We start from the raw sequence: 24,441 nt of genomic DNA, 5'->3' as shown, positions 1-24,441 counted from the left end.
TCACTTGTTGCAGGTGATCCCCGTCAACCTGCGGGCCAGACGAGGGGCAGGATCAGCAGGGCCGAGACAAAGTAGGGGAGCAGCACCCGCAGCCCGAGACTGCGACCGCCAATGCCAAGGGCCAGCAGCCCCTTCACCAGCGAGTTGACCAGCCCGGCGAGCAGGATGCCGCGGGCGGCCACCTCCAGCGCCAGCTCCTTGTGGGAGAGCTGGGAGAGCGACAAGGTGATGGCGTCCACGTCGGTGATCCCCGAGACCAGCGCCAGCAGATAGACCCCCGAGTTGCCCACCCTGTCTTGCAGCAGGGTGGCCATAAAGCCGATCAGCGCCAGCAGCAGGCCGAACTTGATGGCGGTGGCAAGATCGAGCGGGTTGCTGGTTTCCGGCTTTACTGGGCCGTCAATCAGCTCCTCACGCTGACGCCAGAACCAGAAGGCAAAGCCGTAGACCGTGGCCGCCAGCAACACGAGCGGGGCGGCGAGGCGCATCGCCAGTTCGCTGTGAATCAGCAGCACCAGTACCAGCAGCCGCAGCCACATGGTGGCCCCCGCCAGCAGGATGCCGGTGGCCAGCAGTCGCTCCAGCCCCCCCTGCTCCTTGTTGAGGCGGGCAAACTGCAGGGTGAGGGCGGTGGAGGAGGCCAATCCCGCCAGTATGCTGGTGAGCACCAGCCCGGCGCGGGTGCCGAGCAGACGTACTGCGAAGTGGCCACAAAACGAGATGCCGGCGATCACCACCACCATCAGCCAGATCTTGAAGGGGTTGAAGGCGTCGAGGGGGCCCATCTCCTCGTTGGGGAGCACCGGCAGCAGCACCAGCGAGATAAGCAGAAAGCGCAGGGTAGCGTGGAATTCGGTCTCGCTGAGAAACAGCATCCCCTGCTGGATCTGTCCCTTCAAGCCCATCAACAGGGCGGCCAGCACGGCGCAGGCGACCGCCTCGCTCGGGCTCAGCAGCACCGACATCAGCCCCAGCAAATAGGTGAGCAGCATGGCTACCGAGCTGGTGAGACCAAACTCCCCTTGCCAGCGCTGGGCCAGCCAGACCGAGAGGCCGCAGCCGATCACCACCGCCAGCAGGCCGAGCAGCGGCAGCCAGGGGCCCAGGGTGGGCAGCAGCAAACCGCATACCCCGCCGAGCAGGCCGATAAGGCCGTAGGTACGCATCCCGGCGATGCGCTGGTTGTCCCCCAGCTGACGCACCTGCCAGCCCCGCTCCAGTCCGATGATAAGGCCGATGGCCAGCGAGACCAGGGCACCGTTGACCGGTTCTGCATTGATCCACATAACGACTTCCTTTTCGTCATCTGCCTGCCTTGTTCCCATGATGGCACAGCGAGCAAGGGGCCAGAGGGGCATGGCTCACAGAGTCTGCGTCCGGCTCCCGGTGCGGGTGGCTGAGTTGATATGAGCAAAAGAGATAAGCAAAGAGTTATTTCTTTCTTCTGGGCATAACAACTCCACGGCATGCTGTTCTCAACCCAACAAGATATGGAGAATCACCATGAAACTGCGAATGACCGCCCTGACCCTGCTCTCTCTGCTGGCATTTGGTCAGGCCAATGCCGCCGAGATCCGCCTGCTCAACGTCTCTTACGATCCGACCCGCGAGCTGTTTCAGGAGTACAACGCCGCCTTTGCCAAGGAGTGGAAGGCCAAAACCGGCGACGACGTGGTGGTGAGCCAGTCTCACGGTGGCTCCGGCAAGCAGGCCCGCGCTGTGGTGGATGGACTGGAGGCCGACGTGGTATCGCTGGCGCTGGCCTACGATGTCAACGCCATCGCCAAGGAGGGGCTGACCGCTGCCGACTGGCAGAGTCGCCTCGGCAACAACGCCTCGCCCTATACCTCCACCATTGTCTTCCTGGTGCGCAAGGGCAATCCCAAGCAGATCAAGGATTGGGATGATCTGGTGCGCAAGGATGTCGCCATCGTGACTCCCAACCCCAAGACCTCCGGCGGGGCACGCTGGAACTATCTGGCCGCCTGGGGCTATGCCCTGAAGAAGAGCGGCAGTGAAGAGGGGGCCAAGCAGTTTGTCGGCGATCTCTTCAAGAACGTGAAGGTGTTGGACTCAGGCGCCCGCGGTGCCACCACCAGCTTTACCGAGCGCGGTCTCGGTGACGTGCTGTTGGCGTGGGAGAACGAAGCCCTGCTGGTGCTTGGTCAGGCGGGGGCCAGCGACAAGTTCGAGCTGGTGGTGCCTTCGGTCTCCATTCTGGCGGAGCCGCCGGTCGCGGTGGTGGACAAGGTGGCCAAGAAGCACGGTACCGAAGCGGTGGCCAAGGCCTATCTCGATTATCTCTACTCTGACGAGGGGCAGCATATCGTCGCCAAACATCACTATCGCCCCAGCAACCCGGCGATCCTGAAGGAGACGGCAGCCCTGTTCCCGCAGCTTGCCCTCTTTACCGTCAAGGATCTGGAAGGGGATTGGGAGAAAGCCCAGAAGAAACACTTCGCCCAGGGCGGTCTGTTTGACCAGATCTATCAGCCGGGTCGTTGATAGCTTCGTTATCCATCACTGAACTGGCCCCTGTGCCAGCCGATAGGAGCACCAAGATGAACAAGATCCTCCTGGTTCCCGGTCTGCACAACAGTGGGCCGGATCACTGGCAGAGCCGCTGGCACGATCATTTTCCCCAATGGCAGCGGATGACCGGGCTGCCGTGGGACAAGCCGGACCTCAGGGTCTGGAGTGCCAAGCTGGCGAGCAAGCTGAAACGTCGCCGCAGCCGGGTCCATCTGGTGGCTCACTCTTTTGGCGCGCTGACTGCCATTGCGGCGGCCCGCTTGCAGCCGGAGAAGGTGGCCTCGATCTTTCTGGTGGCGCCCGCCGATCCCGCCCGTTTTGGCATTGCGGATGAGGCCTTGGCCGGGCCGCTGCAGGTGTCGGCCCAGCTGGTGGCCAGCCGCAATGATCCCTGGATGAGCTTTGAACGGGCCGAATACTGGAGCCGTCAGTGGCAGGTGCCGCTGTTCGATGCCGGTGAGGCGGGCCATATCAATGCCCAGTCCGGTCATGGGGATTGGCATCAGGGGCTGCATTTGCTGGGGGCACTCTACCGCCGTGGTGAGCTGGTAGTGGCACCGGTCAAGGCCGCATCGCCCCGGCCGGTCGTATTGGGCTTTCGCTAGGTATCTGTGAAGTGGTTGGAGGGTTGTCGGGCGCGCTGTTCGCTGGCTACTCCATGCCCCCGTTCTTTGAATGCTCCGCTCCGTATTGCTCCATTTCTTAGGTCTTTTATTTATATAAAAGACCTTTTTTTATTTGGAGTGCGCCAAGAGCCTTGTGACTCTGCGGTTAGACAAAAAAGTGATTAGCAAAGTCGCAATTGATGTTTGTTGCCGATGAGGGGAGTGCGCAGAATCACCATATCGAAAATTCTTCATAACAGATGGATGTGTTATGCGATTTGGTTCTTATTCTGTCCTGCCCGGTTTTGGTCCCACCTTGGGGTTCAGCCTGCTCTATCTGGGCCTGTTGGTGCTGTTGCCGCTCTCGGCCCTGGTACTGTTTGCGATCAACAACCTGACCGCCGCCGAGTTCTGGCAGGTGATCGGTTCACCCCGGGTGCTCGCCTCCTTTCGCCTGAGCTTCGGGGCGGCCTTTGTCGCGGCGCTGCTCAACAGCCTGTTTGGCCTGATCCTGGCCTGGATCCTGGTGCGCTACACCTTCCCCGGTCGTCGTCTGGTGGATGCGCTGATCGACCTGCCATTTGCCATGCCGACTGCTGTATCCGGCATCGCCCTGTGCGCCATCTTCGCCCCCAACGGCTGGATCGGCCATCTGCTGGCGCCGCTCGGCATCCAGCTCGCCTACAACCCCATCGGCGTCGTGATCGCCCTCACCTTTATTGGGCTGCCTTTTGTGGTGCGCACCCTGCAGCCGGTGCTGCGAGAGGCTGAGAGCGAGCAGGAGGAGGCCGCCGCCAGTCTCGGCGCCGATCGCTGGCAGACCTTTATCCATGTGCTCTGGCCGACCCTGATCCCGGCCCTGCTCACCGGCTTTGCGTTGGCGTTTGCCCGTGCAGTGGGGGAGTACGGCTCCGTCATCTTCATCGCCGGCAACCTGCCGATGGTCTCGGAAATCGCGCCGCTGATGATCATGAGCCATCTGGAGGAGTACGACTATGCCGGCGCCTCTGCCATTGCCGTGGTGATGCTGCTGATCTCATTCATTTTGTTACTGCTAATCAACAAGTTGCAGGCCTGGAGCTGGTCTCGTATCGGAGGGAGCCGGATATGAACGCATCGACACTCGCCCTTGAAGTCGCCCCTGTGGAGGTTGCTCCCGTGCGCAAGGCTCCGACCGTGATCCGCGAGCCCCAGTGGGTCAAATGGCTGCTCATCACGGTGGGTCTCGGCTGGTTTGCCGCCCTGTTGCTGCTGCCGTTGGCCACCGTCTTTATTCAGGCGCTGAGCCCTGGGCTGGCCTTCTTCTGGCACGCCATCAGCGAGCCGGATGCCCTGAGCGCCCTCGGTCTCACCGCTCTGGTGACCCTCTGCGCCGTTCCCCTCAATCTGCTGTTCGGGATCGCGGCGGCCTGGGCCATCGCCCGTTTCCGCTTCCCCGGTCGCCAGCTGCTCATCACCATCATCGATCTGCCCTTCTCGGTGTCGCCGGTGATCGCCGGTCTAATGCTGGTGTTGATGTTCGGCAGCCGCGGCTGGTTCGGTGACTGGCTGAGCGAACACGACATCAAGATCATCTTCGCCACCCCGGGGATCATCCTGGCCACCACCTTCATTACCGTGCCCTTCGTTGTGCGCGAGCTGCTGCCCCAGATGGAGGCGCGTGGCCCGGAAGAGGAGGAGGCGGCCATCATGCTGGGGGCGAGCGGTCTGCAGATGTTCTGGCGCGTCACCCTGCCCGGCATTCGCTGGAGCCTGATGTACGGCCTGCTGCTCTGTACCGCCCGCGCGGTGGGGGAGTTTGGCGCGGTGTCGGTAGTTTCCGGCCATATTCGCGGCCAGACCAATACCCTGCCGCTGCATATCGAGATCCTCTACAACGAGTACCAGACCGGCGCCGCCTTTGCAGTGGCAAGCCTCTTGGCTCTGTTCGGGATCTTCACCCTGCTGGGTGAAACCCTGTTGGCCCGGCTGCGTGCCCAGCCCACCAAATCTCACTGATCACCGTTTTAAAGAGGCAGCCATGAGCATTCAGGTTCAACAACTCAACAAGCATTTCAATCAGTACGCGGCGCTGGCAGACATCAACCTCGACTTTCACGACGGTGAGCTGGTGGCGCTGCTCGGCCCCTCCGGTTGCGGCAAGACCACCCTGCTGCGGATCATCGCCGGGCTGGAGCAGGCCGACAGTGGCAGCGTCATCATCCGCGGTGAGGACGCCTCGGATCTCCATGTGCGCGAGCGCAACGTCGGCTTCGTGTTCCAGCACTACGCCCTGTTTCGCCACATGACGGTGTTCGAGAACGTAGCGTTTGGCCTTAGGGTCAAACCGCGCAGTGAACGCCCGGCCGAGGCTGCCATTCGTGCCCGGGTCAAGGAGCTGCTGGATCTGGTGCAGCTCAGCCACGTGGCCGAGCGCTACCCGACCCAGCTCTCCGGCGGCCAGCGTCAGCGGGTCGCGCTGGCCCGCGCGCTGGCGGTGCAGCCCAAGGTGTTGCTCTTGGACGAGCCCTTCGGCGCCCTCGATGCGCAGGTGCGCAAGGAGCTGCGCCGTTGGCTGCGCGAGCTGCACGACGAGCTGCATGTCACCAGCCTGTTCGTCACCCACGATCAGGAGGAGGCGCTGGAGGTAGCGGATCGGGTGGTGTTGATGAATGCCGGACGGGTCGAGCAGATCGGCACCCCGGCCGAGGTCTACGACCAGCCCGCCAGCTCCTTCGTCCACAGCTTCCTCGGCAGCGTGAACCAGTTCCGCGGTCGGGTGGCGGAGCAGGGATTCGGCATCGGCGAGCAGCTGCTCGGCGGGCCGTCGGCTTCTCATCTGGCCCACGGCAGTGCCGCCATCGCCTATGTTCGTCCCCATGAACTGGAGATTCTGCCAGCCGATGCGCCGGGCGGGATCCGTGCCACCATCACCCGTCTGCTGCCCATGGGGCCACGCATTCGGGTGGAGCTGCGTGGCGATGGCGAAACCAAAGGGGCCCACTACGAGGCGGAGCTGAGCAAGGAGGCGGCCAAGCAGTTTGCTCCGGGACAGGGGGTACGGCTGGTGGCCAGACAGGCGCAGTTCTATCCCGATTACCAGATTTGATGTTTTGTTGCGGGTGGCATGGCTGCCCGGGTTCAGGCGCTCTGCCGGGGCATGATCCGGCCAAATAACAAAAATGAGGGGGTGACCAGATTGTGTCGCCCACTCTTCGCAGGAGGCGACAAGGTGAATTTTCAGCAGTTACGAATTATCCGGGAGGCAGCGCGGCGGGATTACAACCTGACCGAGGTGGCCAACGCCCTTTTTACCTCGCAATCCGGGGTGAGTCGCCATATCCGCGAGCTGGAAGAGGAGCTGGGGATCGAGTTGTTCATCCGCTACGGCAAGCGGCTGCTCGGCATGACCGAGCCGGGCAAGGAGTTGCTGGTGATTGCCGAGCGCATTCTCAATGACGCCAACAACATCCGCAAACTGGCCAGCACCTTTGCCAACCGCGACTCGGGCCGTTTGCTGGTGGCTACCACCCATACCCAGGCGCGCTATGCCTTGCCGCGGGTGGTAAAGGCGTTTCGCGAGCAGTTCCCGCTGGTACAGCTGGAGCTGCGTCAGGGCAGCCCGGAGGAGATAGTGCGGCTGGTGCAGACCGGCGAGGTGGATATCGGCATCAGCAGCGAGCAGCTCGACAAGAGCGAAGGGGTGGTGGCATTCCCCTACTACCGCTGGCACCACAACATCGTGGTGCCCGAGCAACATCCGCTGGCAGGCGAGCGGGATCTGACGCTGGCGGCGCTGGCCAACTGGCCCATCGTCACCTATCAAGCCGGGTTGACCGGGCGGGTGCGGGTGGATGAAGCCTTTGCTGCGGCTGGCATTGAACCGCAGATCCTGCTGACGGCGCAGGACTCCGATGTCATCAAGACCTATGTCGAGCTGGAGATGGGGGTCGGCATACTGGCCGACATGGCGTTCGACGCGCAGCGCGATCAGGGGCTGATACAGCTCGATGGCAGCCATCTGTTTGCCCCCCACACCGCCTGGATTGGCCTCAAGCAGGGGCAGTTCCAGCACAACTTTGCCTGGCAGTTTATCCAGCTCTGCAACCCTGAGCTGGCGCTGGCGGATATTCAGGCCCGCGCCATGGGCAGCGAGCCTGCCATCGACTTCCAGATTTGAATCGGAAGAGAAGACCAGAAGGGGAGCCATTGGCTCCCCTTCTTTATTGCTGGCAGATGAGATTGTCAGCGAAAACAGACGGCTTCATATGAATTTTTTCACTTAGGTTTGCCAGTTAATTTTGTTTGTTATCCGGTACTTGGATTGCAGGATGGAATAAGTGACTGACCAAAGTCGATCCATTCAGGATAAAGCATGCCGTATAGCTACCTATCACATCTGCGTTGCAGCAAGAGTGGCGAGATCCATGATGCCGACCAGCCCTGGCAACTGAGCCGGGCAGGTGCACCACTGCTGGCCAGCTACGATCTCGATGCGTTGAAGCGAGCCTGGCACCCGGCGGCATTGTCGGGTCGCCCGGCCAGCCTGTGGCGTTATCACGAGTTGCTGCCGGTGCGGGATCCCGCCCACGTTGTGACGTTGGGTGAGGGGCTTACCCCGTTGCTACGGCTGCCCACGCTGGGCAAGCAGATCGGTATTCCGGATCTCTGGATGAAAGACGAGAGCGTCATCCCCACCGGCTCCTTCAAGGCTCGTGGCGCAGCTGTGGGTATCTCCCGCGCGCGTGAACTCGGCGTCACCCACTTCGCCATGCCGACCAACGGCAACGCAGGGGCTGCATGGGCGCTCTACGGTGCCCGCGCCGGACTGCGCAGTACCATCGTCATGCCGCAGGCAGCTCCCGCCATCACCCGACTGGAGACCTCCCTCGCCGGTTCCCGTCTCTATCTGGTGGATGGCCTGATCAGCGATGCCGGTCGCCAGGTGGCACAGGCGGTGGCGGAGCACGCCCTGTTTGATGCCTCAACCCTGAAGGAGCCCTACCGGATAGAGGGCAAGAAGACCATGGGGCTGGAGATTGCCGAACAGCTGGGCTGGACCCTGCCGGATGTGATCATCTATCCCACCGGTGGCGGGGTCGGCCTTATCGGTATCTACAAGGGGCTGCGCGAGCTGCAGGAGCTGGGCTGGGTCAAGGGTGAGCTGCCCCGGCTGGTGGCCGTGCAGGCGAGCGGTTGCGCTCCCATCGTACAGGCGTGGCAACAGAGAGCCGCCGAGTCGAGCTTCTGGCCTGACTCCCGGACGCTGGCGTTCGGCATCAATGTACCCAAAGCGTTGGGGGATTTTCTGGTGCTGGACGCACTCTATCGCACCGAGGGTTGCGCCATCGCAGTGGATGACAAGGCGATCCAGAGCGAGATCCGCTTGCTTGCTTCTCGCGAAGGGAGCTTTGTCTGCCCGGAAGGGGCCGCCGCGTTTGCTGCCGCTCGTCAACTGCGCGAGGCGGGCTGGATCCGGGAGCAGGAGCAGGTTGTCGTGCTCAATACCGGTGCCGGCATCAAGTACCCGGATGCGATCACTGTGCTGCCCCAGCGTCTGCAGCGTGACGGGAGGATCCCGGCATGAATCTGGATCTGCCCTTTATCCTTACGACGCTGCCCGCCTTCGGCAAGGCTGTCTGGGTTACCTTGCAGCTGGGAGCCATAGTGATCCTCACTTCGCTGGCGGTCGCCCTGCTCAACGTCGCCCTGCTGAGCCTGCACAAGCGGCCGCTCAGCGCACTGATCCGCGGATATGTCGAGCTGGCCCGCAACACGCCGCTGCTGATCCAGCTCTTCTTCCTCTATTTCGGGCTGCCCGCGCTCGGTTTGTCGCTCTCCGGGTTTACCACTGCGGTGATTGCCATGACCTTCCTCGGTGGTGGTTATCTGACCGAGGCGCTGCGTGCAGGCATTCAGGCGGTGCCCGCCAGTCAGCTGGAGGCTGGCAGGGCCATCGGGCTTTCTCGCTGGCAACTGCTGCGCCACGTGCAGTTGCCCCAGGCCTGGCTCGCCAGCCTGCCCGCGCTGTTTGCCAACTTCATCTTTCTGCTCAAAGAGACAACCGTGGCTTCGGCGGTGGCGGTGCCAGAGCTGCTCTACACCACCAAGAATTACATCGCCCTCTACTACAAGACCTACGAGATGCTGGCGGTGCTGACCTTGATGTGCGTGCTGATCTTTCTGCCGCTCTCTCTCGCTCTGCGAGTCGTTGAAAGGAGGCTGCAACATGGTCAGTTCGGTCACTGAATCGCTGATGCAGGCGAGGATCCCGATGTGGGCACTTATCTTCCAGCTGCCACCCTCTCTCGTCACCAAGAAGCAGGAAAGGAGGGCTCAATATGGCCAGTGAAATTTCTGAACAGCTGACGCAGGCGCTGCCACTGCTGGCGGTGGGCGCGGGTCAGACCCTCGCCATCTCGCTGCTGGCCATCCTGTTTGCCACCCTCGGCGGTGTCGCTTACGGCGTGTTGGCACAACAGGGCGGCCGGTTGGTTCGGGGGCTGCTGCGGCTTTATCTCGAGCTGTTTCGGGTGGTGCCGGTGCTGGTGTGGCTCTATCTCTTTTTCTTCGGGTTGCCGATCTTTTTCGGCCTCGATATTCCGGCTTTCTGGTGCGCCGTGCTGGTACTCGCCCTCTGGGGCGCCAGCGAGGTGGGAGAGGTGGTGCGCGGTGGCCTCAACTCCCTCGCCCGTGGTCAGCAGGAGGCCGGGTTGGCGCTCGGGCTCTCGACCTGGCAGCTCTATCGCCATGTGTTGCTGCCACAGGCGTTGCAGCGGCTGACGCCGCCGACCATCAACATCTACACCCGCATCATCAAGACCAGTTCGCTGGCGGTGCTGATCGGGGTGGTGGAAGTGATCAAGGTGGGCCAGCAGATCATCGAGCGCACCTATGGCTCGCTGCTTATTTACGGTCTGCTGTTTCTGTTCTTTTTTCTGGTCTGCTATCCGCTCTCGCTCGCCTCGCGCCGGCTGGAGCAACAATGGGGTAATGCGGTATGACACCTCTGCTTGAACTCGGTTCTGTCAGTAAACAGTTCGGCCCGAATCTGGTGCTCGATCGGATCAGCCTCAGCGTGCGCGCCGGGGAGGTGATCGTCATTCTGGGGCCTAGCGGCTGCGGCAAGAGCACCTTGTTGCGCACTCTCAACGGGCTCGAGCCCATTCAGGGGGGCGAGATCCGCTTCGATGGTGTGTTGCTGGACGGCGCTACCGACTGGCAGCGGGTGCGCCAGCGGATCGGCATGGTGTTCCAGAGCTATCACCTCTTCCCCAACCTGACGGTGCTGGAAAACGTGCTGCTTGGCCCCCTGCAGGTGCAAAAGCGGGAGCGGGCAGAGGCGCTGCTGCAAGCCGAGCAGCTGCTGACCCGCATCGGCCTGTGGGAGCGGCGCCATGACTATCCGCGCCAGCTCTCCGGCGGTCAGCAGCAGCGCATCGCCATCGTGCGGGCGCTGTGCATGAACCCGCAGGTGATGCTGTTTGACGAGGTAACCGCCGCCCTCGACCCCGAGATGGTGCAGGAGGTGCTGGAGGTGATCCGAGATCTCGCCGGTAGCGGCATGACCCTGCTTATCGTCACCCACGAGCTGGCCTTCGCCCGGGCTGTGGCGGATCGCATCGTCTTCATGGATGGCGGCCACATTCTGGAGCAGGCCGCCCCCCACCAATTTTTCGACAATCCTAGGAGCCAGCGTGCGCGCCAGTTCCTCGCCAAGTTTTCTTATACAAATGTCATCAAACGAAAGGAGTCAGCATGAAAAAAATCACCTCGGTTCTGCTTAGTGCCTTATTGGGACTGGGTATCGCCAGCGGCGCTGCCCATGCGGCGGACGGTTCCCTCGACAAGATCAAGGCGCGGGACAAGCTCATCGTCGGCGTCTTCACCGACAAGCCGCCGTTTGGCTACGTGGACGAGAAGGGGAACTACGTCGGTTTTGACACCGACCTCGGTCGCCGCTTCGCCAAGGATCTGCTGGGGGACGAGAACAAGATCGAGTTCGTGGCGGTGGAGCCTGCCAGTCGCATCCCCTTCCTGCAGAGCGACAAGGTGGATCTGATCCTCGCCAATATGACGGTGACCCCGGAGCGGCGCGAGGTGGTGGATTTCACCAACCCGAACCTGCGAGTGGCGGTACAGGTGCTGGTGCCGGAAGGGAGCTCTGCCAAGAAGCTCGATGATCTGGCCAGCAAGACCCTGATCGTGACCACCGGCACCACGGCCGACATCTGGCTGACCCGCAACCACCCGGAGTGGAAGGTGCTCAAGTTCGAGAAGAATACCGAATCCTTGCAGGCGCTGGCCCAGGGCCGTGGCGACGCCTATGCCCAGGACAACCTGGTGCTGTTCAGCTGGGCCAAGGAGAACCCGGGCTATCGGGTATTGCCCGAAAAACTGGGCTCGGAAGATCCCATCGCCCCGGCGGTGAAGAAGGGCAATATCGAGCTGCGTGACTGGGTCAACGACCGTCTCGCCAAGCTGGGTGAGGAGAAGTACCTGCTGAAACTCTATGACCAGTATGTGCGTGACAAGCTGAGCCCTGATACCGATCCGAATGATGTGATCGTCGAAGGAGGAAAATGGCAGGGTTAATGGACAAACCCTGTTTTGAAGAGTGTGTTGAGTGTGTGAAGTAAGTGAAGAGTGAGGTCTTGGTTCCGTTGGTATGCAAACCGCAAGGTTTGATTTTTCCGGGCGTCCCCTGCTAGAGAGGACGCCCTTTTTTTATGTGGCCAAGCGTGGGTTAGTGCACTTCATCCCAGGCCATCTGCCAGTGGGAGCCGATGCCCGGCTCGTACTGGGTGGCTGTGGTGGTCCACTGCTGGCAGTAGCCGCTGTAGGGGAAGAGCTTGCACTGATAGACCTTGCCATTTTTCGGCTGCTGCACTTTGGTACCGGCGGTGTAGGACTTGATGTTGTTCGGGAAGACGAAGTCATATTCGCCGCTGCTCTGCTCCTTGAACATCAGATCCATGGTCTGCTGGATGGTCTCGCCGCCCGCTTTCGGGGTGGCCTTGATCACCAGCTGGTGGTGACCTGCCTTGAGCCCTTCCAGCGCCATGGTGAAGGTGTGGCTGCTGTCCTTGATGTCGGCACTGCTTTCACCCTTGGCCACGCCGCCGTGGTCATAGAGGGTGTTGGAGACGGTCAGATCGCCCTGTGCGGTGACGGTGAAATCGAGGGTTGCCTTGCCGTTGTCCAGCATATAGTCGCTGGCCAGACCGCTGACGCTGATACTGTCCACCACCGGCGGTTGCTGCTGTTGCAGGTCAATCTCGACCCGCTTCAGCTTGCTGTCTCGCTTCAGATAGACGGGGTTCATGCCATAGACCGGATTGAACTGGCCATCGGCTCCTTGCTGACCGGCGCGGATCAGGCTCTGCTCGGCGTTGATCTTGCTGGCGAGGGCATGAGCCCAGTTGTTCTTCTGGCCCTGCTCGGCGGTGGTGATGGTCAGCACGGTCTGCAGATCGGGGCGCTCGCCGTTGGCATCGAATACCCGGGTCATCGCCTTGTCGCCTGCCGCGAGGTCGATGGAGGGGTAGATGGTGCCGGCCTGACTCCACTCCAGCGGCGGCTGGCTGCCATCTTTGAACTTGGCATCGATGATGTTGTAGAAGCTGTTGCTGGTGTCGCCCACTTCCCACACGCCGAGGATCACCTGATAACCGGTGCGCTCCGGCAGGACACAGTTGTGGGTCACCTGCTTGGGCGGCTGCACCATGTTGCCGTCGATGACGCAGAAGGGGGTCAGGTCGAACGAGTTGCGGGTGAGCGGCTGGTTGGGGTTCCAGTCCTGCTTGGTGAGGTAGTAGCGCCAGTTGCGGGTGACGTGGTTGGCAGTGAAGGTCCAGCTGATGGCGAAGGGGCCGGGCTGTACTTCACGCTTGGTCCAGCGGTCGCTGGTCTGGATGTTCAGCTCGCTCCAGCGCGGGCTGCCCGCCGAGGCGATTTGGCCATCCTGCGGGCCGGTTTGCGGGAAGCCTGATGGGCCCTCCACGCTCTGGGGCTCCCACTGCACGCCGCCACACTGGCTGTTGCCACCGGTTTTGCACAGGTAGTTGCGGCTCTCGGGCTGGCTGATGTAGCCGTGGGCCAGGGCGCTGCCGCTGGCCAGCAGGGCCAGCATCGCCGCGATGTGATTGAGTTGGATTTTTGCTGCCATACATTCCTCTGTTCGATAGATGTGGGCAGTCAGTTGGCCGGGGAGATCCCCGATGCACACTTGCGTGTGGCAACCCCGCTATCCTGGACAAAACGTCTGTAGACCGGAGGCTTTGCGTCCCGACCTTTCGGTCAGTTTGCCAAATGACTAGATGGTTAGTGATGGGCCAAATGTTCGGCCATCAGCATTGTGCACTGCATTGATTAATCATTTGAAGTTAAATGTTTAAATGCGCCATTCAATGGCGCGAAAATCATTCTAACTGGCTGTTTTTAAATTGTTCTCTTATCTGTGAATGGCACCGATTAACGTTGAATATGCCGATAAGATGCATGTTGATTGCGTGTTGCTGACGTAAAAAAAACCTGCCAGCTTGGCTGGCAGGTTGGGTGACAAGGCGACACGGATTGACGCCATCAATGACGGGCGCGCTGCTCTCCGGAGGGGGGAGATACGGGAGCCATCATTGGCGCTGCAGCTGACTCCTTGCCCAGTTTGAACACCGCAAGTCGCTCATCCAGACTGCGGGAGAGACCGGCCAGCAACTCGCTCTCCTGCGCCAGTTGCGAGGCGGACTGGGACATCTCCAGCGCCGAGTCGTTGATGCCGCTGACGTTGCGGTTCATATCCTCGGCCACCATGCTCTGCTGCTCGGCGGCGGTCGCGATCTGGGTCGCCATGTCGCTTACATGCTGGATGTGGTTGACGATCAGGGTGAGATCCTGCCCCGCCTGCTGGGACTGGTTGACGCTGCTCTCTGCCAGTTTGCGGCTGGTATCCATGGCGTTGGCGGCGGTGACGGCCCGTTGCTGCAGCTGGGCAATGGTGCTCTGGATCTCTTCGGTGGATTGGCGAGTGCGACTGGCCAGCTGGCGCACCTCGTCGGCCACCACGGCAAAGCCGCGGCCCTGCTCACCGGCACGGGCTGCCTCGATGGCGGCGTTGAGGGCCAGCAGGTTGGTCTGCTCCGAAATGGCGCTGATGACGGCGGTCACTTCGCTGATCTGCATCACTCCCTCTTTAAGCTGGTTGACCTGCTGGGTGGCCTGCTCCACCTCGGTGGCCAGCGCCTTGATGCCGTGCACGCTGGCGTGAACGTCGCGGTTGCCGAGCCCGGCTTCTCCGGTCGCTTCCTGGGTATCCCGCGCGGTATTTTCGGCGTGTCCGGCCACATCGGAGATGGTGGCGCTCATCTCGTTCATGGCGGTCGCGAGCTGGGCCAGCTGATCCCGCTGGCTGGTCACCGCCTGATTGGTCTGCTCGGCAGAGGCGGCGATGCGCAGGGCGGCATCCGCCACGTTGCGAGCCCCCTGGCTGGCCTCCAGCAGGGCATGACGGATGGCATCGAGACTCTGGTTGGTACAGTGGGCGACCACTCCCAGCTCATCCTTGCCCTGTACCGGGATGCTCACCACCAGATCCCCCTTGGCGACCCGCTGCATGGCGCTGTTGATCTGGCTGAGGGGGGAGACGATGGAGTGGGTGATACGCCAGCCCAGCAGCCCCATCAGCAGGATCACGATGGCGGTGGCGGTACCCATCTTCATGTACTGGGCCCAGATGGTCTGCTGAATATCCTGCAGCAGCATGCCGGAGCCGAGGATCCAGCCCCAGGGCTGATAGCCGGAGACCATGGATAGCTTGTCGGCGGTTTCACCCGACGGGCCGACCCACACATATTGCAGAGTGCCCTGTTTGCCCCCTTTGGCGATATCCACCATCTGATACCAGAACTGCCCGGCGGTGGCGGCGCCCCCTTCACCCATCTTCTGGCCGACCAGTTCGGGGCGGATGGGGTGAACCACCATGGTGCGGTTCTCGTCGATGACGAATAAATAGTTGTTGCCATCAAAGCGGGTGTTGGTCAGCAGCTTGCGCGCTTCCTGCTGGGCCTGCTCTGCTGGCAGGGTGCTGGCCAGAAACTGGATCTGGCTCATGGCCTGCTCCAGTACCGCATTGAGCCGCGCCTCTCGCTCGCTCATCAGATTGCGCTGGAGCGCGTTGGCCGAGATAAGCAGCAGCGAGACAAAACCGACAAACGCCAGTGCGAGCAGCAAAATCAATTTGCGGCTCACGGTAATATCACCGAGCTTGAACATGACTAAACCCTCATTTCCCTGTTGATTTTATGTGGCTCTGTACCGCGGCAGCCAGTTCGTAAGAGTTAACAACTCATTTACTTTCAGTCTCTTGCCGAGCTTTCTCAAATGAGCGTTTTAACATCAGTATAGTCAGCAGACAGCAACCCCCACTTTTTGGTAGCGTGTTGATGCGCATCCCTGCGCAATTTTTGCCAAATAGTGTGAATGGTTTGGCATTTCTTCAAAAAAAGGAGTGGGCCCCGCTGCGGGTGACCCCATAACAAGAGGGAATTTATGAGTTCCATTGCCAGGAATTACTTCAACCAGCTCAACGCCGACTACCTGCAGGTGCACTGGCGCAAGGAGGGTCTCTTCTGGTCCACCTATATGGGCACCAGCGATGATCAGGCCGGTTTCACCGCGGCCGAGCAGGCCTACAAGGCCTTTTGTGCCAATCCGGCCCGTCTGCCCGAATTGCGGGAGATGTTGGTGCAGGCCGACGAGGATGATCTCAAGCGCGGTCTGCAAGGCTGGATCGCCTTCTTCGAGTGCAATGTGATTGAAGATCCCGCCGCTGCCGCCCTGATGGATGAGCTGGTAGCTGCCGAGGCGGAGCTGTTCGCCCGCCGCAAGGGGCTGAAACTGACCCTGCTGGATGAGCTGGGCCAGCAGGTTGCAGGCAGCCTGCCCGCCGCCAGTACCTCGCTCGCCGCCAGCCCGAACGAGGCGGTGCGCCAGAGCGCGCTCGCCATGTTCCACACCCTGGAGCAGTGGGTGGTCGGCAACGGTTTTCTCGAGGTGGTGGCGATCCGCAACCGCTTTGCCCGCGCCATGGGCTATCGCGACTACTTCGACTACAAGGTGCGCAAGAACGAGCAGATGAGCCCGGAGCAGCTGTTCGCCATCCTCGACGACTTTATTGCCCGCACCGACGCCCGGTTGCAGCAGAGTCTGGCCGAGCTGAAGGCCGCCAAGGGCGAGGCGGCCCTGCTGCCCCACAACCTGCGTTACAGCGTGAGCGGCGACGTGACCCGCCAGCTCGATCCTTACGTGCCCTTCTCGCGGGCGTTGCGGGATTGGGTTGAGAGTTTCCGCCGGCTCGGCATCCAGTATCGCGGGGCGACCCTGACCCTGGATTTGCTGACCCGGGAGGGGAAATACGAGAACGGCTTCTGCCACGGCCCGGTACCGAGCTTCTTCCAACAGGGGGAGTGGGTGCCGGCGGTGGTCAACTTCACCAGCCTGGCCGATCCGGCGCAGGTGGGCAGCGGCTGGAACGGCCTCAACACCCTGTTCCACGAGGGTGGGCATGCCGCGCATTTTGCCAATGTCACTGGCAACGCCCCCTGCTTCTCACAGGAGTTCCCGCCCACCTCAATGGCCTATGCCGAGACCCAGTCGATGTTCTGCGACAGCCTGCTGGACGATGCCGACTGGCTCAAGCGCTACGCCAGAAATGCGGCGGGAGAGGCTGTTCCCGATGCCCTCATCAAGGAGATGATCGAAGCGCGTCAGCCGTTTCGTGCTTTCAACGAGCGCCAGATCGCGCTGGTGGCCTACTTCGAACGGGATCTCTACGCCATGGATGAGGCCGAGCGCACCCCCGAGGCGGTGCTGGCGCTGGCCCGCCAGTGGGAGCGCAAGATTGTCGGGGTCGAGAGCCCGCGCCCGTTGCTGGCCATTCCGCACCTCCTTAATCAGGAGTCGGCCTGCGCCTATCACGGCTACCTGCTGGCGCTGATGGCGGTGGAGCAGACTCGCGCCTTTTTCCTGAAACGGGATGGCTACCTCACCGACAACCCGCACATCGGACCGGATCTGGCCGCCCACTACTGGGGGCCGGGCAACGGCATGAGCCACGGTGAGACCCTGCGCAGCCTGACTGGCGAGGGATTTAGCGCAGTGCCGCTGGCCGAGGCATGCAACCTGAGCGCCGCCGAAGCGTGGCAACAGGCGCAAGCCTGCATGGCCGCCGCCCAGCAGCGCCCCGCGGCTGGCGAGGGAAGCCCGCTCGATGCCCATATCCGGGTGGTACACGGCGCCGAGCTTATCGCCGACAACAGCGAGTCGGAAACCCGCATGCTGGCCGACTTCGAAGCGTGGATCCTGAGCCACAGCGCACGACCCTCAGTTGCGTAAGCTGGAATGCTCCCGGTTCTTGAGCCGGGGGCACTCTTGGCGTGGTTCTGATGTCTGTTCGCGGCGATGACTGGCTGGTGCGACTTTAGAAATGCTGATGACACAGGCTGTCGCATGATGGTTTTGGTATGCGGATTTCAGATTAAATATGTATTCATATGAACAAGTCTCTACAGAGCAGGCCATAAGCTCTTAGAACCTTATCGCCTCATATCTTTGTTTATTTTGTTAATAGTGTTTTTTGCACTCACCTTTGTGCATAAAGATTGATCTATTCATCTTTTTGAGAACCATTCCCATCTTGTTGGATTGACTAAATTGTCCACAACTGCAAAATCGCCCACCTTGCCACTCCCGATGTGAATCGGGTTCGGAAAGCCTCAGATCTCCGCCCGGAGATGGCTGGGCCGCACATAGGAAAGGTGTGGCCGCTGCCCGCCTTTCACCCTCGAAATCAGCACACAAGTCAGGAAGCCCTCTTGCTCATCAGGCAGGAGCGGACGGGTGTGTATATCCGTATGGTCGTGCAGGGACGATATGACCAGCGTTTGTTATGGGTGGTATGTTGCGAATGAATCGCATCTTTTTGATGTTGGCGCTGTTGCCCCTGCTGGTGTGTGCCAGTGAGGTGGACAGAGTGCGTGAAGCCTGGGTGATCAAGGCCCGGGCGGGAGAGCTGGATGCGGCAGCGCATGGGCTGGATGCTCTCTATCGACAAAGTGGTGATGGCAAGGTGCTCGATGACCTGATCGCCGTGCAGCTGTGGCGGGGTGATCGCAAGGGGGCGTTGGCCGCCTGTGAACCGTGCGAGCTCAGCCCCATCAGCAACAGTACGCTGGAAGGGGTGGCCCGTGCCGCCCGCGACGAGAAGCGCTACTCCGAGGCGATCAGCTATTACCGCATCCTGCAGGGACGCGATCCCGCCAACCGCAATGGCTGGCTCGGGCTGTTTCTCACTGCCAGTGAGCAGGGCAACCGCGAGCTGGCCCGCCACGCTGCGGGTGAATATGAGGCCAACTTTGGCCGCGATCAGGCGATCCTCGAAGCCAGCATCTATGCAGCCCGTCAGGGTGAGGATCCCATGGGCGAGCTGCTGGCCCGCCAGCAGTGGCTGGAGCTGGAGCCGGATAACCACGAACAGGTGCTGGCACTCTATCGGGTAGCCGTGAGCCTGGGGGCGGGGCCTGCGGCAGCAGACCTGATGGGCCGTTACCCCAAGCTGTTCAAACCGGTCGACCGGCTCTGGCTCGACTACTACCAGGCGGTCAATCTGCTGCGGATCTCGGCCCAGACCGAGGATCCGGTGCTGGCCCGCCGCTCCCTGACCCGCACTCTTGCGCTGCAAGAACGGATCCTGGCCCGCGCCCCCCACGATCATGTTCTCTATATCAGTGCCCGCCGAGATGTAGTGGTGACGCTGGTGGCCCTCGGCGAGTTTGCCCGGGCCGAACGGGAGTCCGCTACGCTGCAGGCCGAGGGGCCATTGCCTGACTATGTGCTGGAGGCGCGCGCCGATGCACTGGCCGGGCTGGGGCGGGTGGATGAGGCCTCCGTGATTTACCAGCAACTGGCGACGCCGGCACGGGCCAAAGACAAGCGGCTGCTGGAGAAGCGCTTCTACGCCTATTCGGATGGCGAGCGCTATGGTGCGGCACAGGGTCTGCTGGCCGGTTGGCAGGAGCCACCGACTCGCTGGGATTTCACCGGCAACATGCGGATGGCCAACGACGACTACGAGAAGGTATTGCAGCTGAAAACCTTGTTGCAGGCCTGGCGTGGTCAGGCGGGCGCCGCAGAGGCGCAGTTGGAAGCGTGGCTGCAAACCGCGCCAGCCAATCCCTGGCTCTGGCTGCAACTGGGGGATATCCGCCGTTGGCGGGGTCATCCCGATGGGGCCGAGCAGGCGTATCGGCAGGCCGTGCGCTGGCTGCCTGCCGGACGCACCGTGCTGGCCGAGCCCGGTCGCCTCAACGCCCGGCTCGACAAGGGCGACTGGCAGGGCACGCCGCAGGCCGTGCGCACCCTTGGCAACCTGACCCGGGATCGTCAGGAGTTGCAGCAGCGGCTGGCTCTGGAGCAGGCGCCACAATTTGTCACCGACTTGACCCATGGCCGCAACGAAGGGGGCTCGGTGCAGGCCAGCCGTGACTGGAGCTACGACAGCCGCCTCTACAGCGCTCGCACGGATGGCGGTGATCGGCTGTTTGTCCGTCGTCAGGGCAGCTTTGGCGAGTTCGACCAGCAGCCCGAACGCGCCGCCTATACCGGGCTGGGGGCCGAGCTTTCTTTCTACCCGCTGCAGCTGACGCTGGAGGGGGGGACGGGCAGTGAGCTCAACCACAAAGGCTATCTGTGGAGTCGCCTCGACTGGCGGCTGGATGATCACTGGATGCTGGGCACGGCCATCAACCTCAACAGTGCCGATACCCCGCTGCGGGCATTGGCGCGTGGCAACTACGCGGATCAATACCAGCTCGATCTGGGCTGGCGTCAGGATGAGACCCGCGAGGGGGCACTGCGGCTGGAGCGGATGGATATCAGCGATGGCAACCGGCGGCTGACGGCCTCCGGCTGGCTGCGTCAGGATCTCTGGCGCCGGGATCGCTGGTGGTTTGATACCACCTTGCGCGGCGCCACCTCACGCAACGAGGCGGTGGAGGTCGACTACTTCAACCCCCTGCAGGATCGCAATCTGGAGCTGGAGCTGGCGGGGCGCTATCGACTGCCGCTGGACGGTCGTCGCTCTTTGCTGCAGAGCCTGACCATGAGTGGCAATCACTACTGGCAGCAGGGCTATGGCAGCGATCAGGGGTGGCAGCTCAGCTATCGCCATGACTGGATCCTCTCTCCCGCTCTCAGCCTGGGCTATGGCCTGGGCCGCCGTCAGGCCATCTATGACGGCAACCCCGAGTTCGGAAATTTCATCTTCGCCAATTTGCAATGGAGTTTCATGTGATGAAACGCTGGCTTGCTCCTTTCGTTTTGCTGCTTGCACTGCTGCCTTCGCTGACGCAGGCGGCCCGGCAACCCGATGACTACGTGGTGCTCTGCTACCACGATATCGTCGATCTGAAATTGACCCCCAACCTCAAGCTCTATCCCCAGACCATCCGGCGCGACACCCTGATCCGCCACTTCAACTGGATCAAACAGCAGGGCTATCACCCGGTCAGCTTCCAGCAGATCCTGGATGCCAAAGCGGGCAAGGCACCGCTGCCGGAGAAGGCGATCCTGCTCAGCTTCGATGATGGCTACGAGAGCTTCTACCGGCTGGTCTATCCGCTGCTCAAGCTCTACAACTATCCGGCGGTCTTTGCGCTGGTGGGCAGCTGGCTGGATGTGGCTGATGACAAGATGGTCCCCTACGGCAATGACAAACTGCCGCGCAGCTACTTCGTCGGCTGGCCGCAGATCCGCGAGATGCAGGACTCCGGACTGGTGGAGCTGGCCTCCCACACTTTCACCTCCCACTACGGGCTGCTCGCCAACCCGCAGGGTAACGTGCAGCCGGCGGTTACCACCGCAGGCTGGAGCCAGAATGGCTACGAGAGCATGGCGGACTATCGTGCCCGGATAAAAGCCGACTTCGACGCATCGACCAGCCAGCTCAGGGAGCAGACCGGTCGGGCACCACGGATCCTGGTCTGGCCCTACGGCGCCTTCAATCAGACTGCGCTGGATCTCGCCCGTGCGGCGGGGATGCCCTACACCTTCACCCTGGCGGAAGGGCTCAACAAGCTGAGTGACTCGGGCAGTACGGTGCGCCGCTATCTGCTGGAGGAGGACACCAGCCTCGAAACCCTGGACGAGATCATGGGGGGCAACACCTGGGAGCGGCAGGTGGAGCGGTTGGTGCACGTGGATCTGGACTATGTCTACGACAAGGATCCGCAGCAGATGAACAAGAACATCGACATGCTGCTGGACCGGATCAAGGGTTACGGCATCACCACCGTCTATCTGCAGGCCTATGCCGATGACAACGGAGACGGGGTGGCGGAGGCGCTCTATTTCCCCAACCGTCATATGCCGGTCAAGGCGGATCTCTTCAACCGGGTGTCCTGGCAGCTCAAGACCCGTGCCGGGGTCAAGGTGTTCGCCTGGATGCCGGTGATGGCCTACGACATGGGGCCGAACCATGCCTATGTTACCGACAGCCGTACCGGCGCTCCGGCCAAGGGGCAGTATCTGCGCCTCTCGCCCTGGGATCCTGCCAGCCGTCAGCTGCTGCTGGATATCTACGAGGATCTCGGTTTTTACACCAAGTTCGATGGCCTGCTGTTCCATGACGATGCCTTCCTGAGCGACTACGAGGGGCCGATGCCGCTGGCTCGCACCCCGGATGCGCTGCAGGCGCAGGGGGAGCAGAAGACCGATCTGCTGATCGACTTCACCATGGCGCTGCGCGATGCCGCCGCCCGTTACCGGCAAGGGGGAGCCGACGGTCTCAAGACTGCCCGCAACATCTATGCGGCGCTGGTGACCGAGCCGCAATCCCAGCAGTGGTTTGCCCAGAGCATGGCGGCGTTTGCCAAGGCCTATGACTACACCGCCGTGATGGCCATGCCCTATATGGAGCAGGCAGAAAACCCCGATGAGTGGCTGGCCAGGCTGGCGGAAGATTCACTGGCACAGGTACCGGCCAATCGGCTGGTGTTCGAGCTGCAGAGTCGCAACTGGCGTACCGACCAGCCCATCCCCGATGCCGAGCTGGCGCGCTGGATGGAGATCATCCAGCGCAAGGGGGTGACCAACTTTGGCTACTACCCGGACGATTTTCACAACAACCAGCCGGATCCGGCGGTGCTCAAACCGGTCTTCTCGGTGCAGACCCAGCCTCAGCCGGCCCAGCTGCCGGTGACGCCGGTTGCTGTCAGCGGCGCTGCGGCCACCCACGGGGAGGCGATGCGGTGACGGCGCTTCTGGAAGGGATCGCCATCTTTACCCTGGCCTATCCCAGTCTGATGGCCATGGTGTGGGTTTGTGGCGGTCTCTATTACTACTTCCAGTGGGAGCGGCGGGATATCGCGCTGGCCAAGCGGGGGCTGGAGCTCCCCTATTACCCCAGGGTGACCTTGATGGTGCCTTGCTACAACGAGGGGGCCAATGTCGAGGAGACCATTGGCCACCTGCTGCGCCAGCGCTATCCCGATTTTGAGGTGCTGGCCATCAACGATGGCAGCAAGGACGACACAGGTGCGCGGCTGGATCGGCTGGCGCAGCAGGATCCGCGCCTGACCGTGCTCCACCAGCACAATCAGGGCAAGGCGATGGCGCTCAACAACGGGCTGGCGGTGGCCAGCGGGGAGATTCTGGTCGGCATCGACGGGGATGCGGTGCTGGACTATGACGCGGTGCGCTGGATGGTGAAGCACTTCATCGAGAGCCCGAGGGTCGGGGCGGTCACCGGCAATCCGCGGGTCCGCACCCGCTCCACCATCATCGGCAAGATCCAGACCGGCGAGTTCAGCTCCATCATCGGCCTCATCAAGCGGGCCCAGCGGATCTACGGCACCGTCTTCACCGTCTCCGGAGTGGTGGTGGCCTTTCGCAAGCAGGCGGTCGAGGCGGTCGGCGGCTGGAGCAATGACATGGTGACCGAGGACATCGACATCAGCTGGAAGCTGCAGCTGGCCGGCTGGCTCATCCACTATCAGCCGCAGGCGCTCTGCTGGGTGCTGATGCCGGAGACGGTACGCGGTCTCTACAAGCAGCGGCTGCGCTGGGCACAGGGGGGCGCCGAGGTGTTTCTGCGCTACGGGTTGCAGGCGATGCGCTGGCGCAACCGCCGCTTCTGGCTGCTGCTGCTGGAGTATCTCTCCAGTGTTGCCTGGTGCTACAGCATGCTGCTGCTGGCGCTGATCTGGCTGATTGAGCCTGACGTGAGCGGACTGGCGGTGGGCCACCTGTTCCAGTGGAGCGGGGTGATGATGACCGCGATTTGTCTGGTGCAGTTCGGGGTCAGCATCCTTATCGACAACCATTACGACAAGCGCATGGCCCGCAGCTTTATCTGGTGCGTCTGGTATCCGCTTATCTACTGGTTGCTCAATCTGGTGACCGTGGTGGTGGCGGTGCCCAAGGCGATCCTGCGTCGTCGTGGCCAGTTGGCGGTGTGGGAGAGTCCTGACAGGGGGGAGTCGTTCCGTGACAAAACATAAGTTGGCGAACGAGATGATCATCAGCAACGGTACCCGGCGCAGCTGGAAGTATCGGCTGCGGGATCTGCTGATCCTGCTGGTGACCTGGGTCGGCTGGATTTTTCTGGCCCTGCAACCCTGGCTCAACTATCTGGAGGCGGAGGCGGAGGAGGATGAGAGCTTTATCGGCTCGCTGGATGCCATCGAAGTGGGACAACTGTTTCTGGCCCTGCTGTTCGGCATCTTCCTGCTGATCCACTCCTGGGCAAAATACAATAGGCTGCTGCACCGGTTGGTGGGCAAGCGAACGGCCTCAAAAGCGCCGTAATCATGAGGGGCCGGTCGGCCCCTCACTTTTTATTACCGGTCACGGGCAGCGAAACGGGCGGGGTATCCGGAGCATTTTTCCGGGCCGGTTTGCCATAGCGATGTCGCCGACACTCCCAAAACCAGTCGTTTTTCCCCTAATTTTTCATTCATCAATAACTTTATTTCCGCAATTTTCACAGATGGCGTGGCGCTCAAAGCGATCCATGTTGGCCAGAAAGGGGCCGGCGGCCCAGCCGGTAATGAAGTCCTTGATAAAGGCTTTGCGCTTTTGCTCCGGGGTCAGCTGCTGGCCAAAGGATTTGTCGACCAGCACCACGACATGGTTGGTCTCGCGTTGACAGCTTGAGCAGACGCGTTGTTCGGTGGATGAAAGCAAGGGGGAGCTCCTTGTCCGGAAGGTGGGCAGCAGGGTTTCCGCCGCAGATATGTGTCGTCCCCATTTGATTCCTTTTGCAGGTAGATCGTCA

General features: G+C 61.8%; 20 protein-coding genes and 1 riboswitch. Of the genes, 16 read left to right on the top strand and 4 right to left on the bottom strand.

The annotated features are described in order from the left end of the window. Positions 1-23 precede the first annotated feature (23 nt). Positions 24-1,286, bottom strand: coding sequence for a DUF4010 domain-containing protein (locus I6L49_RS13320; RefSeq protein ID WP_216949719.1), 1,263 nt, complete (start codon positions 1,284-1,286; stop codon positions 24-26). Between the two features lie 217 nt (positions 1,287-1,503). Here I6L49_RS13320 and I6L49_RS13315 point away from each other — a divergent pair, with 217 nt between their 5' ends. The 11 genes from I6L49_RS13315 to I6L49_RS13265 all read left to right on the top strand — a co-directional run bounded on the left by I6L49_RS13315 (position 1,504) and on the right by I6L49_RS13265 (position 11,711). Continuing rightward, the gene (locus I6L49_RS13315) at positions 1,504-2,505 is read left to right on the top strand and encodes a sulfate ABC transporter substrate-binding protein (protein ID WP_216949718.1); all 1,002 of its coding nucleotides are present in this window, start codon (positions 1,504-1,506) and stop codon (positions 2,503-2,505) included. A 56-nt stretch (positions 2,506-2,561) separates the two neighbouring features. After that, the gene (locus I6L49_RS13310; protein ID WP_040067346.1) at positions 2,562-3,137 is read left to right on the top strand and encodes an alpha/beta hydrolase; all 576 of its coding nucleotides are present in this window, start codon (positions 2,562-2,564) and stop codon (positions 3,135-3,137) included. Between the two features lie 271 nt (positions 3,138-3,408). Further along, positions 3,409-4,248 (top strand): sulfate ABC transporter permease subunit CysT, encoded by an 840-nt coding sequence (cysT, locus tag I6L49_RS13305; RefSeq protein WP_058056496.1) that lies wholly within the window; start codon positions 3,409-3,411, stop codon positions 4,246-4,248. Continuing rightward, positions 4,245-5,135 carry a sulfate ABC transporter permease subunit CysW gene (gene cysW / locus I6L49_RS13300; protein ID WP_042030335.1) on the top strand — a complete coding sequence of 297 codons (891 nt, stop codon included), beginning with the start codon at positions 4,245-4,247 and terminating at the stop codon, positions 5,133-5,135. The genes cysT and cysW overlap by 4 nt, the downstream gene beginning before the upstream one ends. A 22-nt stretch (positions 5,136-5,157) precedes the next feature. Continuing rightward, positions 5,158-6,225: a sulfate/molybdate ABC transporter ATP-binding protein gene (locus I6L49_RS13295; RefSeq protein ID WP_042030337.1), complete on the top strand. Its 1,068-nt coding sequence runs from the start codon at positions 5,158-5,160 to the stop codon at positions 6,223-6,225. A gap of 123 nt (positions 6,226-6,348) precedes the next feature. Beyond that, positions 6,349-7,296, top strand: coding sequence for an HTH-type transcriptional regulator Cbl (gene cbl / locus I6L49_RS13290; protein ID WP_043850028.1), 948 nt, complete (start codon positions 6,349-6,351; stop codon positions 7,294-7,296). A gap of 195 nt (positions 7,297-7,491) precedes the next feature. After that, entirely contained in the window at positions 7,492-8,703 is a 1,212-nt protein-coding gene (locus tag I6L49_RS13285) for a threonine synthase (protein WP_185227823.1), read from the top strand. Then, positions 8,700-9,365: an amino acid ABC transporter permease gene (locus tag I6L49_RS13280; RefSeq protein WP_111901048.1), complete on the top strand. Its 666-nt coding sequence runs from the start codon at positions 8,700-8,702 to the stop codon at positions 9,363-9,365. The genes I6L49_RS13285 and I6L49_RS13280 overlap by 4 nt, the downstream gene beginning before the upstream one ends. A gap of 92 nt (positions 9,366-9,457) precedes the next feature. Further along, positions 9,458-10,120 carry an amino acid ABC transporter permease gene (locus I6L49_RS13275; protein ID WP_071913495.1) on the top strand — a complete coding sequence of 221 codons (663 nt, stop codon included), beginning with the start codon at positions 9,458-9,460 and terminating at the stop codon, positions 10,118-10,120. After that, positions 10,117-10,878 (top strand): amino acid ABC transporter ATP-binding protein, encoded by a 762-nt coding sequence (locus tag I6L49_RS13270; RefSeq protein WP_040067361.1) that lies wholly within the window; start codon positions 10,117-10,119, stop codon positions 10,876-10,878. The genes I6L49_RS13275 and I6L49_RS13270 overlap by 4 nt, the downstream gene beginning before the upstream one ends. Then, a complete protein-coding gene (locus tag I6L49_RS13265) occupies positions 10,875-11,711 on the top strand; it encodes a transporter substrate-binding domain-containing protein (RefSeq protein ID WP_075115973.1) in 837 nt (278 codons plus the stop codon). The genes I6L49_RS13270 and I6L49_RS13265 overlap by 4 nt, the downstream gene beginning before the upstream one ends. Positions 11,712-11,862: 151 nt before the next feature. On the opposite strand, the gene gbpA is transcribed toward I6L49_RS13265, so the two are convergent. Beyond that, positions 11,863-13,284, bottom strand: coding sequence for an N-acetylglucosamine-binding protein GbpA (gbpA, locus tag I6L49_RS13260; RefSeq protein ID WP_216949717.1), 1,422 nt, complete (start codon positions 13,282-13,284; stop codon positions 11,863-11,865). Positions 13,285-13,349: 65 nt separating this feature from the next. Further along, positions 13,350-13,435, bottom strand: a riboswitch (cyclic di-GMP riboswitch). A gap of 265 nt (positions 13,436-13,700) precedes the next feature. Beyond that, entirely contained in the window at positions 13,701-15,383 is a 1,683-nt protein-coding gene (locus I6L49_RS13255) for a methyl-accepting chemotaxis protein (protein ID WP_216949716.1), read from the bottom strand. A 276-nt stretch (positions 15,384-15,659) separates the two neighbouring features. On the opposite strand from I6L49_RS13255, the gene I6L49_RS13250 reads away from it, so the two are divergent. The 5 genes from I6L49_RS13250 to I6L49_RS13230 all read left to right on the top strand — a co-directional run bounded on the left by I6L49_RS13250 (position 15,660) and on the right by I6L49_RS13230 (position 23,972). After that, positions 15,660-17,504, top strand: a complete 1,845-nt coding sequence (locus tag I6L49_RS13250) for a M3 family metallopeptidase (RefSeq protein WP_216949715.1) — start codon at positions 15,660-15,662, stop codon at positions 17,502-17,504. A 571-nt stretch (positions 17,505-18,075) separates the two neighbouring features. Next, positions 18,076-20,460 (top strand): poly-beta-1,6 N-acetyl-D-glucosamine export porin PgaA, encoded by a 2,385-nt coding sequence (gene pgaA, locus I6L49_RS13245; RefSeq protein ID WP_254127476.1) that lies wholly within the window; start codon positions 18,076-18,078, stop codon positions 20,458-20,460. After that, positions 20,460-22,418, top strand: a complete 1,959-nt coding sequence (gene pgaB, locus I6L49_RS13240; RefSeq protein ID WP_216949713.1) for a poly-beta-1,6-N-acetyl-D-glucosamine N-deacetylase PgaB — start codon at positions 20,460-20,462, stop codon at positions 22,416-22,418. The genes pgaA and pgaB overlap by 1 nt, the downstream gene beginning before the upstream one ends. Then, positions 22,415-23,665: a poly-beta-1,6-N-acetyl-D-glucosamine synthase gene (gene pgaC, locus I6L49_RS13235; protein ID WP_216949712.1), complete on the top strand. Its 1,251-nt coding sequence runs from the start codon at positions 22,415-22,417 to the stop codon at positions 23,663-23,665. Before pgaB ends, pgaC begins: the two co-directional genes overlap by 4 nt. Continuing rightward, a complete protein-coding gene (locus I6L49_RS13230) occupies positions 23,652-23,972 on the top strand; it encodes a hypothetical protein (RefSeq protein ID WP_194495258.1) in 321 nt (106 codons plus the stop codon). The genes pgaC and I6L49_RS13230 overlap by 14 nt, the downstream gene beginning before the upstream one ends. Before the next feature lie 144 nt (positions 23,973-24,116). On the opposite strand, the gene I6L49_RS13225 is transcribed toward I6L49_RS13230, so the two are convergent. Beyond that, entirely contained in the window at positions 24,117-24,350 is a 234-nt protein-coding gene (locus I6L49_RS13225; protein WP_194495323.1) for a hypothetical protein, read from the bottom strand. Between the last annotated feature and the right edge of the window lie 91 nt (positions 24,351-24,441).

The sequence above is a fragment of the Aeromonas sp. FDAARGOS 1419 genome (assembly GCF_019047045.1).
Lineage (GTDB): Bacteria > Pseudomonadota > Gammaproteobacteria > Enterobacterales > Aeromonadaceae > Aeromonas > Aeromonas veronii.
Note: the sequence above shows the minus strand (reverse complement) of the source record. Positions and strands in the feature narration are given on the sequence as shown.